Annotated in this window: 16 protein-coding genes and 1 rRNA gene; 7 read left to right on the top strand and 10 right to left on the bottom strand. The window is 40.5% G+C overall.

What is annotated here, in order from left to right:
• Positions 1-204: 204 nt before the first annotated feature.
• Positions 205-319 (top strand): 5S ribosomal RNA (gene rrf / locus I6F66_RS13145).
• Between the two features lie 153 nt (positions 320-472).
• Here rrf and I6F66_RS13140 read toward each other — a convergent pair.
• Positions 473-1,000 carry a sugar O-acetyltransferase gene (locus tag I6F66_RS13140; RefSeq protein ID WP_197209350.1) on the bottom strand — a complete coding sequence of 176 codons (528 nt, stop codon included), beginning with the start codon at positions 998-1,000 and terminating at the stop codon, positions 473-475.
• Positions 1,001-1,159: 159 nt separating this feature from the next.
• Between I6F66_RS13140 and I6F66_RS13135 the strand changes: the two genes are divergently transcribed.
• From I6F66_RS13135 to I6F66_RS13120, 4 genes are all read left to right on the top strand, one after another.
• Complete coding sequence (locus I6F66_RS13135; RefSeq protein WP_166421745.1) at positions 1,160-1,924, top strand: DeoR/GlpR family DNA-binding transcription regulator; 765 nt, start codon at positions 1,160-1,162, stop codon at positions 1,922-1,924.
• A 40-nt stretch (positions 1,925-1,964) separates the two neighbouring features.
• Entirely contained in the window at positions 1,965-3,785 is a 1,821-nt protein-coding gene (gene glmS, locus I6F66_RS13130; RefSeq protein WP_165729546.1) for a glutamine--fructose-6-phosphate transaminase (isomerizing), read from the top strand.
• A gap of 112 nt (positions 3,786-3,897) precedes the next feature.
• On the top strand, positions 3,898-5,085 hold the full coding sequence (locus tag I6F66_RS13125) for an alpha/beta hydrolase-fold protein (RefSeq protein WP_197120211.1): 1,188 nt from the start codon (positions 3,898-3,900) through the stop codon (positions 5,083-5,085).
• Positions 5,086-5,244: 159 nt separating this feature from the next.
• Positions 5,245-6,546, top strand: coding sequence for a DEAD/DEAH box helicase (locus tag I6F66_RS13120; protein ID WP_197120217.1), 1,302 nt, complete (start codon positions 5,245-5,247; stop codon positions 6,544-6,546).
• 97 nt (positions 6,547-6,643) lie between these two features.
• Here I6F66_RS13120 and I6F66_RS13115 read toward each other — a convergent pair whose 3' ends face one another.
• Positions 6,644-8,047: a 5-methyltetrahydrofolate--homocysteine methyltransferase gene (locus I6F66_RS13115; RefSeq protein WP_197141805.1), complete on the bottom strand. Its 1,404-nt coding sequence runs from the start codon at positions 8,045-8,047 to the stop codon at positions 6,644-6,646.
• 32 nt (positions 8,048-8,079) lie between these two features.
• Positions 8,080-10,500, bottom strand: coding sequence for a TonB-dependent receptor (locus tag I6F66_RS13110; RefSeq protein WP_197209349.1), 2,421 nt, complete (start codon positions 10,498-10,500; stop codon positions 8,080-8,082).
• A gap of 141 nt (positions 10,501-10,641) precedes the next feature.
• Here I6F66_RS13110 and I6F66_RS13105 point away from each other — a divergent pair, with 141 nt between their 5' ends.
• Positions 10,642-11,058, top strand: coding sequence for a MerC domain-containing protein (locus tag I6F66_RS13105; protein WP_197112666.1), 417 nt, complete (start codon positions 10,642-10,644; stop codon positions 11,056-11,058).
• A gap of 146 nt (positions 11,059-11,204) precedes the next feature.
• A complete protein-coding gene (locus I6F66_RS13100) occupies positions 11,205-12,056 on the top strand; it encodes an alpha/beta hydrolase-fold protein (RefSeq protein ID WP_197209348.1) in 852 nt (283 codons plus the stop codon).
• A 66-nt stretch (positions 12,057-12,122) separates the two neighbouring features.
• On the opposite strand, the gene I6F66_RS13095 is transcribed toward I6F66_RS13100, so the two are convergent.
• The 7 genes from I6F66_RS13095 to I6F66_RS13065 all read right to left on the bottom strand — a co-directional run bounded on the left by I6F66_RS13095 (position 12,123) and on the right by I6F66_RS13065 (position 17,002).
• Positions 12,123-12,371 (bottom strand): DUF3297 family protein, encoded by a 249-nt coding sequence (locus tag I6F66_RS13095; RefSeq protein WP_002963088.1) that lies wholly within the window; start codon positions 12,369-12,371, stop codon positions 12,123-12,125.
• A gap of 231 nt (positions 12,372-12,602) precedes the next feature.
• Positions 12,603-12,812, bottom strand: coding sequence for a cold-shock protein (locus I6F66_RS13090; protein ID WP_010554515.1), 210 nt, complete (start codon positions 12,810-12,812; stop codon positions 12,603-12,605).
• A 187-nt stretch (positions 12,813-12,999) separates the two neighbouring features.
• Positions 13,000-13,209, bottom strand: a complete 210-nt coding sequence (locus tag I6F66_RS13085) for a cold-shock protein (protein WP_010554515.1) — start codon at positions 13,207-13,209, stop codon at positions 13,000-13,002.
• Positions 13,210-13,395: 186 nt separating this feature from the next.
• Positions 13,396-13,605, bottom strand: a complete 210-nt coding sequence (locus tag I6F66_RS13080; RefSeq protein ID WP_006792548.1) for a cold-shock protein — start codon at positions 13,603-13,605, stop codon at positions 13,396-13,398.
• A gap of 425 nt (positions 13,606-14,030) precedes the next feature.
• The gene (locus I6F66_RS13075; RefSeq protein WP_197119533.1) at positions 14,031-15,035 is read right to left on the bottom strand and encodes a YeiH family protein; all 1,005 of its coding nucleotides are present in this window, start codon (positions 15,033-15,035) and stop codon (positions 14,031-14,033) included.
• Complete coding sequence (locus tag I6F66_RS13070; protein WP_197141798.1) at positions 15,035-16,030, bottom strand: TauD/TfdA family dioxygenase; 996 nt, start codon at positions 16,028-16,030, stop codon at positions 15,035-15,037. Before I6F66_RS13070 ends, I6F66_RS13075 begins: the two co-directional genes overlap by 1 nt.
• Positions 16,031-16,039: 9 nt before the next feature.
• Positions 16,040-17,002 (bottom strand): aldo/keto reductase, encoded by a 963-nt coding sequence (locus I6F66_RS13065; RefSeq protein ID WP_197119534.1) that lies wholly within the window; start codon positions 17,000-17,002, stop codon positions 16,040-16,042.
• Between the last annotated feature and the right edge of the window lie 134 nt (positions 17,003-17,136).

Here is a 17,136-nt window from a genome sequence, read left to right as displayed (position 1 = left end):
AAGTGGTGTGAGCCATTAAGCTAACTTGTACTAATTACCCGTGAGGCTTAACCATACAACGCCAAACGCGTTTTATGTGATAGTGAAACAAGCGAAGAAGTTAATATAACTAAAGTAGATATTTACTGAAAGACTTAAAAAATATTATCAGATATTTTCCAAATTCAGTTAGTGCGCAGAAATACGTATTAACGCCCAAATTTGCTTGGTGACAATAGCGTTTTGGACCCACCTGACTCCATGCCGAACTCAGTAGTGAAACGAAACAGCGCCGATGATAGTGTAGCATTTGCTATGTGAAAGTAGGACATTACCAGGCTTCAAATTGTAGAGAGCCCGAATCTAACGATTCGGGCTTTTTTACGTCTGTAGAAAAGTGAAATGCGTGCAATTAATGCACACTACATCAACACCTAGCACGTAGGGCGGGCGAGCATAGCGACTCCCAACGTTAAAATCACATCGAGAATAGCTACAGTGTTCTTATTTCACGAGCTGGGTTACCCGCTACTACAGTATTAGGCATTACATTTTTAGTAACCACAGCACCCGCACCCAGAATACTATTTTCACCAATACTCACACCCGCTAAAATAATTACACCTGCGCCAATCCATACGTTATTACCTATTAGGATAGGTGCTGCAAAGTTTTCTTTATTTAGCCTTTCTGCTGGATTAGTAGCATGTGACACAGCAAGTAGCTGAACGTTCGGGCCTATTAAGCAGTCATCACCCATGGTGATTGAGTGATTGGCTAATGGCGAGTCGAGAAGTGTACAATTAATATTTATAAAAGTACGATCACCAATAACGATTTGATTACCGTAATCGCAATGAAAGCCTGATTCTATAATTACACCATCACCCGACTTTAAAAATAACTCCTTGATACGTTTTAAGTTTCCTTTACTTGGGCTCTTATTAAATAAACGGCAAGTTTCACCAGCTTGCTTTCGCTGTGCCAAGTATTCTTTATTGATACTGTTAAATGACTGCATTGTATTTATCTTTATAACTTAATTGGTTATAGCTTACCGTACTTTTAGTTTTATTATTATTAGAATAAAGCTGTGTTTTTTTTGCTCGTTCACTTGCCATTTAGGTTGTTTCGTTTAAAATCGCATAACTTTCGAAACGAAACTTAATTCACGAGCTTTATGACTAAACGAAACACACAACAGCGTCGTCACAATATACTGGTTCAGGTTAATGAACTAGGTGAAGTAGTTGTTGAAAAGTTAGCTGAGCAGTTTCAAACATCAGAAGTAACCATTCGAAAAGATTTAACCTCGCTTGAAAAAAGTGGCTTATTACTTCGCCGCTACGGTGGTGCTATAGCACTACCTAAAGAAATTGTTAGCGATGAAGTAGATTCAAAGCGCAAGGTCGCAATAGCAAAAGCGGCGGCCTCACTTATAAACGATCATAATCGCATTATTATTGATAGCGGACGCACTACAGCAGCGATGATCCCTGAACTTGCCAATAAACGTGGGCTCGTTGTTATGACCAATGCGATTAAAGTCGCTAGTCGTTTATTGGCACTTGAGAACGAGCCGACACTTTTGATGACCGGTGGAACCTGGGATCCACATTCTGAGTCATTTCAGGGGCAAGTTGCCGAAAACGTATTATGTTCTTACGACTTTGATCAGCTTTTTATTGGTGCTGACGGTATAGATGTAAAGCGCGGGACAACGACCTTTAATGAGTTAGTTGGTTTGAGCCAAGTTATGGCAAAAGCCGCTCGTGAAGTAATTGTAATGGTTGAATCAGATAAGATTGGCCGAAAAATACCAAATTTAGAATTACCGTGGAAAATAGTAACCACATTAATAACCGACAATGGCTTAGCAGACGATAAACGCAAAGCAATTGAGGCGTGTGGTGTAAAACTAATTTGCGCAGAGATTATACAATAGCTACTAAGTAGCAAGTATTTAAAAAATTAATGGAGACACTATGTGTGGAATAGTTGGGGCAGTTGCAGAACGTCCAGTAAACAAAATTTTAGTTGAAGGCCTTAAGCGTCTTGAATACCGTGGTTATGACTCAGCAGGCGTAGCCTTGCTTGATGGCAACACACTTAATACTGTTAAAGCAGTAGGTAAAGTAGTTAACGTAGAAGCTGCGCTAGAAAAAGCAGGCGTTAGCGGTCATACAGGTATTGCACACACACGCTGGGCAACACACGGTAGCGTTACAGAAGCAAATGCACACCCACATGTATCAAACAACCAATTAGCACTTGTTCACAATGGTATTATTGAAAACCACGCTACGCTTCGTGCAGCATTAAAAGCTGATGGTTACGAATTTTTATCAGACACTGATACAGAAGTAATGGTGCATTTAATTCACCAACTTCGTAAGCAACACACAACGTTACTTGCATCAGTACAAGCAGCTGTTAAACAGTTTGAAGGCGCATTTGGTACCGTTGTATTTGATAAAGATAACGACAACGAAATTATTGTAGCGCGCTCAGGTAGCCCTCTTGTTATAGGTTTAGGCCTTGGCGAAAACTTTATTGCGTCTGATCAATTAGCATTATTACCTGTTACTCGCAGCTTCATCTTTTTAGAAGAAGGCGACGTAGCACGTATTACACGTGACACAGTAGAAATTTTTGATGCAGACGGTAACGCAGTTGAGCGTGAAGTTATTGAATCAAACATTACGCAAGATGCATCAGGTAAAGGCGATTACCGTCACTACATGCTAAAAGAAATTTACGAGCAGCCACTTGCTGTACGTAATACCCTTGAAGGACGTTTAAACGACGACCGCGTAGCAATTGATGCCTTTGGCGACAGCGCTCAGCAAATATTTAAAGATGTAAAACACGTACAAATTATTGCCTGTGGTACGTCTTACCATTCAGGTATGGTTGCACGTTACTGGCTTGAGCAGTTTGCCGGTGTTAGTTGTAATGTAGAAATAGCTTCTGAATTTAGATACCGTCAGTCGTTTGTACATGAAAACAGCCTACTTGTTACTATTTCTCAATCGGGTGAAACAGCCGATACACTAGCTGCATTACGCCTAGCTAAAGAGCAAGGTTACATGGCATCAATGACCATTTGTAACGTACCTGGATCATCGCTTGTACGCGAATCAGACCTTGCCTTTATGACTAAAGCGGGCGCTGAAATTGGCGTTGCATCTACTAAAGCGTTTACTACACAATTAGTTGGTTTGTTAATGCTTACTGCGTCTATCGCGCAAGAAAAAGGCCTTGACCAAAGTGCTATTGTTAATGCTATAAAAGTACTTCCAGCTAAGTTAGAAGAAACATTGCTACTAGCTGATGGCATTGCAGATCTTGCAGAAGAGTTTGCTGATAAACACCATTCATTATTCTTAGGTCGTGGTTCGCAATATCCAATTGCAATGGAAGGCGCGCTTAAGCTTAAAGAGATTTCGTACATTCATGCAGAAGCTTATGCCGCAGGGGAGCTTAAACATGGCCCACTAGCGCTTATTGATGCCGACATGCCAATTATTGTCGTAGCACCAAACAATGAGTTATTAGAAAAGCTTAAATCAAACGTAGAAGAAGTACGCGCACGTGGCGGCATTATTTACGTATTCGCAGATAAAGACTCACACTTTGAGTCAGACGACACAATGCGTGTAATCAACGTAAACCACACTGACGACATTATTGCGCCAATTGTTTACACACTGCCATTACAGTTACTGTCGTACTACGTAGCGGTAATTAAAGGCACTGACGTTGACCAACCACGTAACTTAGCTAAATCGGTTACGGTTGAGTAAAATCAATAGGTTGGTAATTACCTGTTAAAGATAAAAAGGCGCTCAATGCGCCTTTTTTTGTACCTCAAAGCCTGTTAGATTAAATAACACACTATTTTCTAAAGGATTAGCTATGCGTTTATTCACTGCTATTTTTATATGTAGCTTATTTATAGTTTCTAATAACACACTAGCTGAGCCTGATTTAAAACAGCAAACCATTAGCTATACACAACAAACACATACTATCAATTCAGTAATTTTAAATGAGCTACGTACCGTTGTAGTTCAACTTCCAAAGAGTTACCAAGCTAATCCAAACAAAGTTTATCCTGTAATTTATCGCCTAGATGGAGCGGGTAACATACCGCTTATAAGTGCTGTAATGGATCGACTGCAAAATAATAATCGTGCGCCTGAGGTTATTATTGTCGCTATTGAAAACACTAATCGCTTAAGGGATTTATACCCCACAGTTAATAAAGAGCCACAAGGCCCGGTAGGTGAAGGCGGAGGCGCAGCAAAGTTTTTAGCATTTATTGAGCAAGAACTTATGCCCTTGATTAATAAAAGCTATCGTACGCATAACTTTAATGTGATTGCAGGGGGCTCAGCAGCAGGCGTGTTTGCACTTTATACTATGCAAGCTAACCCTGAGCTTTTCCAAGCACATATTGCTTACAGCCCTGCCGTTTGGTGGAACTATGGCGCACCGGTAAAAGCGACTAAGTCGTTTATTAATAAATCAAAAGACCTGAATAACTATGTTTATATAAATATTGGCGAAGAAGCTGGCTTAATGCGTGAGCGATATAATGAGCTGCAGCAAGCTTTACAATCTAATAGCTTGCCAAATTTACGCTTTTTCAGTGACGCATTTGAAAATGTATCGCATAACTTAACATCTGCCGCTGGGGCCTTTAATGCTTACCATCATTTATTTTTACCCAAACAAATGCCCATGAGTGCTTTAAGCGATGATATAGAATCTATTGATGTTTATTATAAAAAGTTATCTCAGCAATGGGGGGAGCAAATAACACCTCCAGAGGCGGCTGTTAGGCAACTTGGTTACAACCTAGTAAATATGCAGCAATATGAGCGGGCTGTGGCAGTATTTAAGCATAATGTTAAGCATCACTCACAATCTGTTGATGCATTATGGGGGTTAGGTTATGGCTATGAATTACAAGGTAATATACAGCAGGCACTTATTAAAATAGAGACTGCTTTAAATGTCGTAGATACCACGTACCCCTATTTAGATACCTTAAAAGAGACTAAAAGTAGATTACAAACACAGTTAAATAAAACCCAGTAATATAAAAGGACAATGCGCGGGGGTAGCCTGCGCTTACAGTTACCTTTACAACACGCCGCTGTTACCTATAAAAACATTAAAATCACTAATCTCTACTTAATAAGCGCTAAATACGCTAAAATTACAGGCTACTTTTTTAGCAATAAGCCCGTAATAAATATGACCTCAGCCACAAGCCCTAGCACTTTTTCCGAACTTGGCCTTATTCCAGAGCTATTAGCTCGATTAACCGATTTGGAATATACCCAGCCTACACCTATTCAAGCTAAGGCTATACCTAGTGTGCTTGCGGGTAGTGACCTAATTGCAGGGGCAAATACCGGTTCAGGTAAAACAGCAACGTTTGCATTACCTATGTTGCAAAAAGCTTTCCTTGAGCAGGGCGCTAAAAATACTGCCAGCAAAGGTAATTTTGTAACGGGGCTTATTTTAGTACCGACGCGTGAGCTTGCTACGCAAGTGGCCGATAGCGTTAAATCGTATTCTGCTAACTTTAATGGTGCAATTAAAACAGTTGCAGTGTTTGGTGGTGTGTCGGTTAATACACAAATGCAGGCTCTACGCGGCGGCGCGGATATTATTGTGGCAACACCTGGTCGCTTACTTGATTTAATCTCAAGCAATGCGATTAAGCTCGATAATGTAACTACGCTTGTGCTTGATGAAGCCGACCGTATGCTAAGCCTTGGCTTTACCGAAGAGCTGGCTGACCTTTTAGCGTTAATGTCTGCTAAAAAACAAACCATGTTGTTTTCAGCTACTTTCCCTGAGCAAGTTAAGCTATTAACGCAAGAGCTTTTAAACGACCCAGTTGAAATACAAGTACAAAACAAAGATGAAAGCACCTTAGTACAGCGTGTTTTTACCGTAAACAAAGGTGAAAAAACCACAGTTTTAGCACATTTAATTAAAACGCATAAATGGCGCCAAGCGCTGATTTTTGTCAATGCTAAAAAAGACTGTGAGCATTTAGCGGCTAAGCTTGAAAAACGGGGTGTTAATGCACAAGTGTTTCATGGCGATAAAGGCCAAAGTGAGCGAACTCGTGTAATAGAAAAATTTAAAGCGGGCGAAATCGAAGTACTTATCGCAACCGATATTGCTGCACGTGGTTTGGATATTGAAAAGCTGCCAGTGGTAATAAACTTTAATCTACCACGCAGTCCTGCTGATTACATGCACCGTATTGGTCGAAGCGGCCGTGCTGGTGAAGTAGGCTTAGCGCTTTCATTGGTTGATTATGAAGATTTGCATCACTTTAAAATAATCGAGAAGAAAAACAAACTACGCCTAGAGCGTGAAGAAGTAACCGGTTTTGCTGTAAACCAAGCAAACCTTGATGCAGCTGATGCGCTTAAAAATGAAAAGCCAATGGCAAAACCAGAAGGCACAGGCAAGAAAAAGAAAAAAAATAAAGCCGATGATATAGATGATGTATGGAGTGGCTGGCGCCGTAAGTAACAATAGAGCTAAATAAATAGCTGTAAAAACCCGTAATTAGTAAACCTAATTACGGGTTTTTTGTTTTGTGGCTTTAATTTAAAGCGTTAGTTTTAAATTAATGGTCGTGACCTTCATCTTCTATTTCTTGTGCAATCCCTAACCAGGTAATGCTTGCAGGTGGAAAAGTTAACTCTAGCTCACTTTCAATTTCTAGGTCTTCTAGGTGCACTTGCACTATGTGTTGAGCAATTGGGTCGGCAATATAAGCAAACTGACCACTTTGCGCCACTGTCATACTAAAGCTCATTCCTTCGGGCATTGTGGTTACGTCTGCTTGAGTAATATCTACTTGGCCTGCGAGTTCCCAGTGCATTTCACCGTCATGTTTATGCCCAGTAAGTACATTTAAAAAGCCTAGGCTGTCGAGTATTAAAAAGTGTTCACCACTGGCTGAAAAAGAATAAGAAACAGCACTTGCGCCATCAGCAAGTTGCCATTCTACTTCTTCCATTTCGGCATTTTCAGAATGAATACTCAGTAATACTGAGCTACTGCCATCGTGTCCTGCGGCAATACCAAAAATGGTGTCGCTATTTTCGTGGCCATATAAAGTACCAATGCGTTCAGTGCCTACAGCTTCTATATTTGCTACTTTTTGTGCTTCGTATACATCATCTTGTTGATGAGCTATTAGCACACCATCACCACAACCAAATACAACATAGTCGTGGTTTTGTGCTGCGCCGTGTAAATCAGGACATGTAGGCGCTAGCGTTTGTTCAAGTTCGTATTCACCATCATGAAAATGATAAACACCGACTTGGTCTGGCATTACTTTAGCAACTGATGTGCTCTCGCTATCATCACGGCGAATAGTTGATAATAAATGTTCACCACGTGGTTCAGCTACACCGTGCATATTTATATCGTAGCTAATACCAGGGAGTGTTGCTGTTGCGTTAGTGATATCGCTATCTGTTAATACTTCAACAGAAGCAGGCGCACCTGAATCTGCATCGCCATCGTAAAATATTGCTAATTGTCCGTCATGAGTCATTAAGTGTGTAGGGCGGCTACCACTTGTTAGCTCGTAGCTACTAAATGCAGGGCCTTGCTCATAATCATGCAAGTGCTCTGCGTGATCTTCGCGCCACATACCGCCGTCTATAAACCCTAGGTAATCTTGAGTACGATTAGCAATAACAGCATAACGAAAGCCTGGTGATGCAGATAACGTGTTTGAGTCATTGTTTAGTGTAAATGTATCAAGTAATTCGCTGTTGTCTAAATCAAAAAAGCTAGCTTCGTTACTGTCACCTGCCAGAACGGCAAGTCTGCCAAGTGAGTCTATGGTATAGCCGTCGTCATGGTCGTGATCATCATCATCATCATGGTCGTGCTCGTCTTCTACAACAATAGGATCTTTTTCCACAATGTTGGTTTCTGCATCGCCACAGGCCGTAATAAATGTAGCGCTAATAGCGAGTGCAATAAGCTTTAATTGATATAGTTTTTTCATGTTTATTTCCTTTAATTATAATTTTTTAACGCTTAAAAATAACCGCGAATACCTAGCGCAAAACTACGTCCTGGACGTGGCGCTATATCCTTTACAAACGAGCTGTGCACGCGTGCTTCTGTATCTGTTAAGTTAGTGCCTCGTAGGTAAACAGACACATCTTGGTTTAACACTAAAAGGTCGTAAGAGATGCTCGCATCAACTAAGGTGTAACCGTCTGTGGCTGTTTCTTGTGGGGCTGTGCGGTCTTGCTTTTGATAGCGAGTTACGTGAATATGCGCACTTAATTTATCTGTTTGATAGCTTAGCTCGCTGCCAAAACGAAGCGGTGGTGTTCGGGGTAAATCGCCGCCGTCTTTAAGGCGTGCACGAACGTAGTCAGAGAATACATCTAGCTTAAACTCGTTAGTTAGTTGCCATGCAACTTGCGCTTCAAAGCCGTGTAAAACTACATCATCTGTTTTAAATAAATAAACGGGTAGCTCTGATGAATGGTCGTGCTCGTCAACGCCTTCTTCTTCATCGCCATGGTCGTGTCCACTTTCGGCGAATAAACCGGTGTCTATTTGGTAATAGTAGTTATCTACTTGGTTGTAAAAGGCATTTAAAATAAAGCCAACATCGCCTTGAGTTTTACGTAGGGTTAAATCGATATTATTGGCTGTTTCCAGATCAATTGCTTGTTCAGATAAACCCAAATGGCCATCTTCATCTAAATCAAATAGTGCGCCTACTTCGTAAGTGCCAGTACCAATATGCGGCCCAAACGATAACAACTCAGAGGCAGAAGGTGCGCGTTCAGAGCGCGATATCGACAGCCCTAAGTTATAGTTAGATGTAAAATCCCATACTACCCCTGCCGATAAACTGACTGGCGTAAATTCATGCTCTACATCAAATACGCGAGTGGTTTCTGCGCTTTCTTCGTGGCCATGATCATGCTCGTCGGCTTCTTCTGCTTCTTCTGCTTCATCGTGTGCGTGAGCGTCAATATTTGGCAGCAATACGTCGCCTGCTTCAATGGTTACACGCTCAATACGCCCACCTACCTGCACTAAAAAATCACCAAAGTGCCTTTCTTCCATTAACGCTACAGCAAAGCTTTCGGTTTCTGATGGAGGCGTAAAGGCTTCTTCACCTTGTGCTTCAACATCGCTTTGCTTGTAATGAAAGCTAATACCGCCATTCCATTCGTTAAATTGGTTATGCAGTAGGTCTATGCGTAATTCGTTGGTTTCGTTTTTAAAGGTAGTGCCAACAGCGCCGCTCTCAATTTCAGCGTGTTCGTAGTCGGTATGGCCAGCGCGGAGATTTATTTTGTTTAGCCATTTATTATCTAGGTTGTACTCACCTAATAATTGCACTTTAGTTTGCTCTAAATCAGCAAATACGCTTTCTTCTTCGTCGTTGTGTTCTTCCTCTTCTTCCTCGCCGTGCGTATGACCAGGAATACCGTATTGACGATTAAATTGCTCTACTGCTAAGCCAATAAAGCCGTTATCCATTAAATAGCTAGCGCCAACAGTAAAACCGTCAGACTCTTCATTACTGTTTTCAACTTTGTAATCGCTACTATGGCCTTCACCGTCGCTATCTATATCGGCAGCTACAGGTACCCCGTAGTCATCGGCTTCACGCCAAAAAGCATCGGCGTAAAAAGCAAATGAATCGGTACCTGTGGTGGCATTAAACGAGGCTACTTTTTGATTATCAACCGAGTTATGTTCTACGTTCCACTCGCCGCGTGTTGTGCTATCGGTTGGTACGCGGTTATCTACCACATTAACCACGCCACCAATGGCGCCACTGCCATAAAACAGCGTTGCAGGACCACGTAATACTTCTATTTGTTGTGCGGTCGATACTTCTGACGCAACAGAGTGATCGGGGCCAACTCTTGATACATCGCTAACATCAAGACCATTTTGAGTAATGAGTACACGCGGGCCGCTTAAACCACGAATAATAGGGGTACTGGCTACCTTACCGTGAAAGTTAGTATCAACGCCTGGGAGTTTTTCAAGGCTATCGCCAAGTGTTGCAGCTTGTTGTCGTCTTAGCTGTTCGCCAGAGAGCACACTTACAGGTGAGGCAGATTCCATTGCCGACATATGAATAGGGGTCGCTTCAATATCAATAACTTCAATAGGCGAGCGCTTTAAATTAAAAGTAACCGATTGGTTTTCATCATTAGTTATTGTTATATCGCGATGAAGATGCGCATAACCATGGGCTACAACGTGAAGCTCTTTTAAGCCATTTTTTAGCTCTGTTATAACAAATTTACCGTTTTCATCGGTGGTTACTTTAAGATCTGAGTCTTCAACTTCTACCGCTGCATTGGTAACTACTTTACCTTTGTTGTTTAAAACAACGCCTTCTATTGTGGATGCAAGCACACTAGCCGGCAATAAAGCTGCTATGAGAACAGCTAATTGTGATCTACGTTTCATTTGACTACCTTGCTGGATGTTATATTATATCAATTGTGAGGGTAGTGTTATAATATATCAATAACAATTAACTGATGTTATAAAAATGTCTCCTTAAAAGTAACGTTTTTGAGTGGAGACACTGATTTAGTAGAGGAAATAATGAAGTCGAGTCAAAGTGTTATGGATCGTATGGCAATAGGGTTATCGGTAATGTGCACAGTGCATTGTTTTGCAACCCCGGTTATTTTAGCGTTATTACCAAGCTTTGCTGTAATGCAAATAGATAGTGAGCAATTTCATTTATGGATTCTTGCGGCGGTAATGCCAACCAGTTTGTTGGCATTGAGTTTAGGCTGTAAAAAACATAAACGTACACGTTATATGGTGTCTGGTGTAACAGGCTTAGCTTTTATGATATTTGCCGTATTGCTAGGCCATGAAGTGCTCGAAAAAGCGCTAACCTTAATAGGCTCAGCGTTTATTGCTGTAGCCCATTGGTTTAATTATCAGCAATGTCTTAAACAGAATGACGACAACTGCCCATGTTCAGGCGGTGAGCCAGATCAAGTGGTTTAATGCTATAAGTGCTGGTGGTTTAAACGAAAGCTACACTGGCACTTTATTTTTTATTTAAACTTTGTTTTTTTAGATAGCTTAAATATTCGCTAAAAGTACTTTAAAGTAGGTACTTAATTTATTTTTAGCTTAGGTTAACCAATACAGTGCCTCTTATTTTAAAATCTCTTTTGCTTTTAAGCGCCTTAATATGTTTTAAATTAAGCGCAAATACCCCTTATTCAATACCCCGAAGTAACGTGGTTGAGCTCATTGAGCCCGTTAGCGAGCGGGCGTATCCTGTGTATATTCAGTTTCCTAAATCATACCAAAAGCAGCCTAATAAAACGTATCCAGTTATTTATGTAACCGATGCACTGTATACCTTTCCCATCGTTGCTGGGGCTACACGATTCCCTATGAATAGTGGCAAAATGCAACAGGCTATTATTGTAGCAATTGGCTATGAAAAAGGGTCCGCTGGCTCTAACAGCCGAATTAGAGATTACACGCCTACCTTTGCAAAAGATTGGAAAAAGCAAACAGGTAATGCCAAAGGGCATATTCAGTTTTTACAAAGTACAGTTTTTCCTTTTATTGAAAAAAACTATCGGGCCAGTAACTTACAAAGAACCTACATGGGGCATTCGTTAGGCGGTTTATTTGGCGCGACTATTTTATTAACGACACCCGATTTATTTAGCAATTATATTATTGGCAGCCCATCGGTTTGGTTTGATAACAATGCACTATTAGCGTTAAAAGTGAATAAGCCAAAATTGCCTATAAGGGTATATATATCAGTTGGATCTATGGAAACGCCAGCTTTCGGCGAAGGGCAAAATATGGTTGAAGGTGCTAAGCAGCTAACGCAAAAAATTAATGCGCTTAAAAGTGACAATATAGAATTAAAAAGTGTTGTTATTGACGGCGCTAATCATGCAACCGCATTTCCAACAACAGCAATCCAAGGCTTAGATTGGGTGCTGGGTAAAGCGAAAATTAATATAATTAAATGATTTATAACAAGCACAAAAAAAGCGACTACCCAATATGGTAGTCGCTTTTTAGTAAGTATGATTAGCTTACTTATAAAAGGCTTCAACAGTGCCTTTTCTTGTAAGTAAAAGGGGTTGTCCGCGACGATCAAGCCCTTTTGGAGATGCAAACTTTATCCAACCTTCACTGATGCAGTATTCTTCAACATCAAAACGCTCTTTGCCGTTGAACGTGATACCAATATCGTGTTCAAAAACTTCTTCCACATGATGTGGGCTGCGTGGGTTAATAGAAAGGCGATCTGGTAAAGCAGGTTTTGCGGTAGTGTCGTTCATGGTCATATTCTATATTGAATGAAGTATGCGCTATTGTAGGCAATACAACGCTTTCGCTCAAGAGAGATAGTAGTAAATGTGTTTAAAAATGTACTAATTAATGAGTTGTGTATACAAATGAGATTGTGCTGGGGAAATATTTACAGAAGGGTTTTTGAAGATATTTGACTAAAAAATTATAAAGATAAATATATTAATGGGTTATTTCTAACCCACTAAATTGTTTAGCAATTAGATGCTAACAATGTTCTCGGCTTGTGGGCCTTTTTGACCTTGAGTAACAGTAAACTGTACACGTTGGCCTTCAGCTAAAGTTTTAAAACCGTCGCCAGAGATTGCGCTAAAATGTGCGAACACGTCTGCGCCAGATTCTTGCTCGATAAAACCAAAACCTTTTGCTTCGTTAAACCATTTTACTGAACCAGTAGTTGTAGTAGACATAATATGTATCCTAAAAAATTAATATAAGTGTGCCTGAAAAGAGGCGATTGAGCCGGAAAAAATAGTTAACTTGAGGATATCGCGTAGGATTATTACTAAAACAACTCGGTACTAACAAATAAAACAAAACTTCTTTCAAACTAGTATTCAAAATGGGTTATTGCTAACCCACTAAATTGTTTAGCAATTAGATGCTAACAATGTTCTCGGCTTGTGGGCCTTTTTGACCTTGTGTAACAGTAAACTGTACACGTTGGCCTTCAGCTAAAGTTTTAAAACCGTCGCCAGAGATTGCGCTGAAATGTGCGAACACGTCTGCGCCAGATTCTTGCTCGATAAAACCAAAACCTTTTGCTTCGTTAAACCATTTTACTGAACCAGTAGTTGTAGTAGACATAATATGTATCCTAAAAAATTAATATAAGTGTGCCTGAAAAGAGGCGATTGAGCCGGAAAAAATAGTTAACTTGAGGATATCGCGTAGGATTATTACTAAAACAACTCGGTACTAACAAATAAAACAAAACTTCTTTCAAACTAGTATTCAAAATGGGTTATTGCTAACCCATTTTAACGAAAGCAATTAGATGCTAACGATGTTTTCAGCTTGTGGACCTTTTTGACCTTGAGTAACAGTAAACTGTACACGTTGGCCTTCAGCTAGAGTTTTGAAACCGTCGCCAGAGATCGCGCTGAAATGTGCGAAAACATCAGGACCAGATTCTTGCTCGATAAAACCAAAACCTTTTGCTTCGTTGAAAAATTTAACTGTACCAGTTGTAGTATTAGACATAATAGTATCCTAAGAATTAATAAAAGTGCGCCTTAAATTAGGCAATTTAACAGGAAGAAAACATACATTTAACTGAGGATAACGCGAAGGATTATTACTAAAACAACGTGGTACTTACAAATAAATAGGGTTTTCTGTCAACCCGATGGCAAGCAGGATAACAGTAAATTAAGTCATATACCAAGCCCTATTGTAAATTTATTTTAGAGTAAGTGCTTTATTTGTTTGTTCGTTTTTTAACTAACTAGTTATGATTGAGATGATCTTTTTAACTTATAAATTAAAGTTAAGTTTATTTTAATCAAAGCTTTACGCTTATTTTTGTACACGGTTTTAGAGTAGGTAAAATACAGGTTTTAACTGGTTAAAACATGACCTAATTACCTACTAAATTTTTTGATATATATCTTAAATAACGTGATTCATTAGCCCCAAATTACAAATCCAAGTATTAATAATGCAATCCAAAGTGTTTCAGCAACAATTAAAATAATAGGTTTTATACCTACTTCGGTAAGTTTTCCTAAATTAGTTTTCATACCAATGGCTGAAATAGCCGCAATTAAAAAGAACTGCGAAAGTTCGTTAGCGGTTTCAAGCACTATTATAGGAAGAGAAAAGCAGCTATTTATTATCATGAGTATGACAAAGCCAATTAAAAACCCAGGGACTTTAGGTAATTCTCCGTGTTTTTCTTTATTTGAGCGATTAATAATAACCATCATAATAAGTACAACGGGTAGCAGCATAGCAACACGTACAAGTTTAGTTAGGGTTGCTATATCGCCAGTCTCAGGTGATACCGAATAACCAGCACCTACTACCTGCGCTACGTCGTGTATTGTGCCGCCTAAAAATACGCCTGCATTATGGGCGTCAAACTCAAGGTAATTAACCACAATAGGGTAGAGGATCATAGCAAGGGTCGACATGGCTGTTACGCCAATAACCGTAAGTAAAGTATCGCGCTCTTTATGTTCGCTGTTTGGCATAATAGAGGAGATAGCTAGCGCAGCAGACGCTCCACAAATAGCAACTGAGCCGCCTGTAAGTGCACCAAAGCGTTTTTGTAAGCCAAATGCGCGCGCAAGTACTACGCCTAAAATAATAGTAGTAAATATAGCGCCCGCTAACATAAGTGCGGTTTGCCAACCTAGTGTTACTAAATCTCCCAGTGCTATGCGTGTGCCTAGCAGCACTATACCTACGCGCAAAACCGTGGTGCCGGTAAAGTCGATACCTTTGGCGCAAGGGCTATCGCTTTGATATAAAAATGAGACTGCCATACCCAGTAACAAAGCAAACAGCATGGCTGGCGCGCCGTAATGCTCACTTAAAAATAAAGCGGCAAGGCCAGTCATTGCAGCAATGCTGGTACCTTGCCATAAAGGTGATATTTTACAGCTTAATTTACTACTTAAGCGCTGCATTACGCTTTAGCTGCGGTAAGTGCTACTAACACTTGGCGTTTACGTTCGCCTGTAAAAGGGCGGCGACCATGCATAGCCATTTCGTTATCAACTAAAGCTACATCGCCATCTTGCCATGCAAGATCAAAGGTAAATACTTTTGAAAGCTCAACAATTTTATCAAGTCCAGCTTTAGGAATAGCACTGCCATCGCCAAAGGCAATAGCAACCGATGGGTTTTCGCGTACGCCTTTCCAGCCCATGTAAGCGGCAATCAGTTGGTTATAAAAAACCTGTACGTTGTTTTCAAGAGTTACTACAGCAGGAAGTACCGGTGTAACGGCTTTTAGTGAGCCGTCTTCAAGCCATTCCCACTCGTAACCCAGTTCGGTTAATTTGTTATGTGCTTCGTCTTTGGTTTCAACGCTTAGTGTACTTTTCCAGCTTCGGCCTTGGCCTGATGTTGCATCGTCAGCGGCTGGCATATAGGTGGTGTACTTTAGGCCTTTGTGTTCAAAGTCATGGGCAAGTTTACTGTCGTATTCTTTTAATGCGCTAAATAACTTATCTGATCGACAAAGAGGTGTTGCACCACCTTCTTCTGCGGCCGATTTACAAAAAAAGAATAACTTACTTGGCGAAATAGGCGTTTGTGCCATTTCGTGGTGTAAGTATATTTCTACATCTTTTGGCGCTTCGTTAGCTGTAAATACACGCTCGGTAAAATTAATACGCACCGCGTTTGAAAGCGACTCTTTATAAGTAAAATTGTCGTAATCAAACCCAGCTGAAAACGTATCAAATGTTTCGGCGCTATTTACAGGAAAGCCACGAAACAACACAGCTCCTGAGCTGCGAAGTTTTTTAGCTAGTTCGCTTTTATTGGCGCGAATGAAAGCTACCGCTTCTTCAACGGTGCTGGCGTTATTGTTATTAACCACAATGCACGGAAAAACCGAATCATCGAATGTTAATTGAGTTGGCACTGAGGCGTAGTTAATTTCGGTAGCTGACATTGTATGTTCCTAATCGTAAATTGGGTGAAAACGGTTAAAGGCAACTTCACAAAAGTGCCCAGGGTCGTTAAATCGGCGATTACTGTTAAGCGCAGAAATTTGCGCCATTTCTTGCTCTGTTAATTCAAAATCAAACAGTGCGAGGTTTTCTTTCATGCGTTCAAGTTTTGAAGTTTTTGGAATAATGGCAGTGCCACGTTGCACGCCCCAGCGAAGTACGACTTGTGCTGGCGTTTTGCCATGATTGTGTGCAGCCGCTTTAACAACGCTTTGCTCAAGAACCGATTCAGTTTTATCTGCCATTTCAAGCTCAAGGTACGAAAGTGCACCCAGTGGCGAAAACGCAGTAACCGGAATATCGTACTGCTTTGCGAGTCTTACTAATCGCTCTTGCGTTAAATAAGGGTGCGATTCAATTTGCAGCATGGCAGGCTTAATATTTGCGTAGGTCATTAAATCGTGAAGCAGTGCGCTTGAGTAATTACATACCCCAATGCGTTTTGCTTTGTTGTTGTGTACTTGTTCTTCCATTGCTTGCCACGTTAAATAAAGTGGTACTTTTGCAAGCTCCATTTGTGGGTTTTGTGCGTCTGGGTCAACAAACCATTCTGGTGGATAGCGGGTTTCTATTGGCACAAATGTTTGCGCAATCGGAAAATGAATTAGGTATAAGTCTAAGTAATCTAACTTTAAGTCACTTAGTGTTTTATCTATCGCGAGGCCAACATGCTCTGGTGCATGAAAGGTATTCCACAGTTTTGATGTTATCCATAATTCTTCGCGGGTACATAAGCCATCGTTTATTGCTTGGGCTATGCCATCGCCTACTTGTTCTTCGTTACCGTAGTCTGATGCGCAATCAAGATGGCGGTAACCTGCCTTGATGGCTTGGTATACCGTTTGTGCACAATCTTCTTGCGCTACTTTCCATAAACCGAACCCTACTGAAGGGATATTATTTAATGAACTCATTGGGAATTCCTGTTAAAAATGCATAATGACTTAGGTCTTGTATAAGACATAAGTTATTATACGAATCAAACAGTGTCAATACTGTGTTAACAGCAAAGCAGTAAATGAATGGGTTAAAAAACCTGCAGGCAGCA

It is taken from the genome of Pseudoalteromonas sp. NZS100_1, assembly GCF_015864285.1.
In the GTDB taxonomy this organism is placed as follows: Bacteria; Pseudomonadota; Gammaproteobacteria; order Enterobacterales; family Alteromonadaceae; genus Pseudoalteromonas; species Pseudoalteromonas arctica.
Note: the sequence above shows the minus strand (reverse complement) of the source record. Positions and strands in the feature narration are given on the sequence as shown.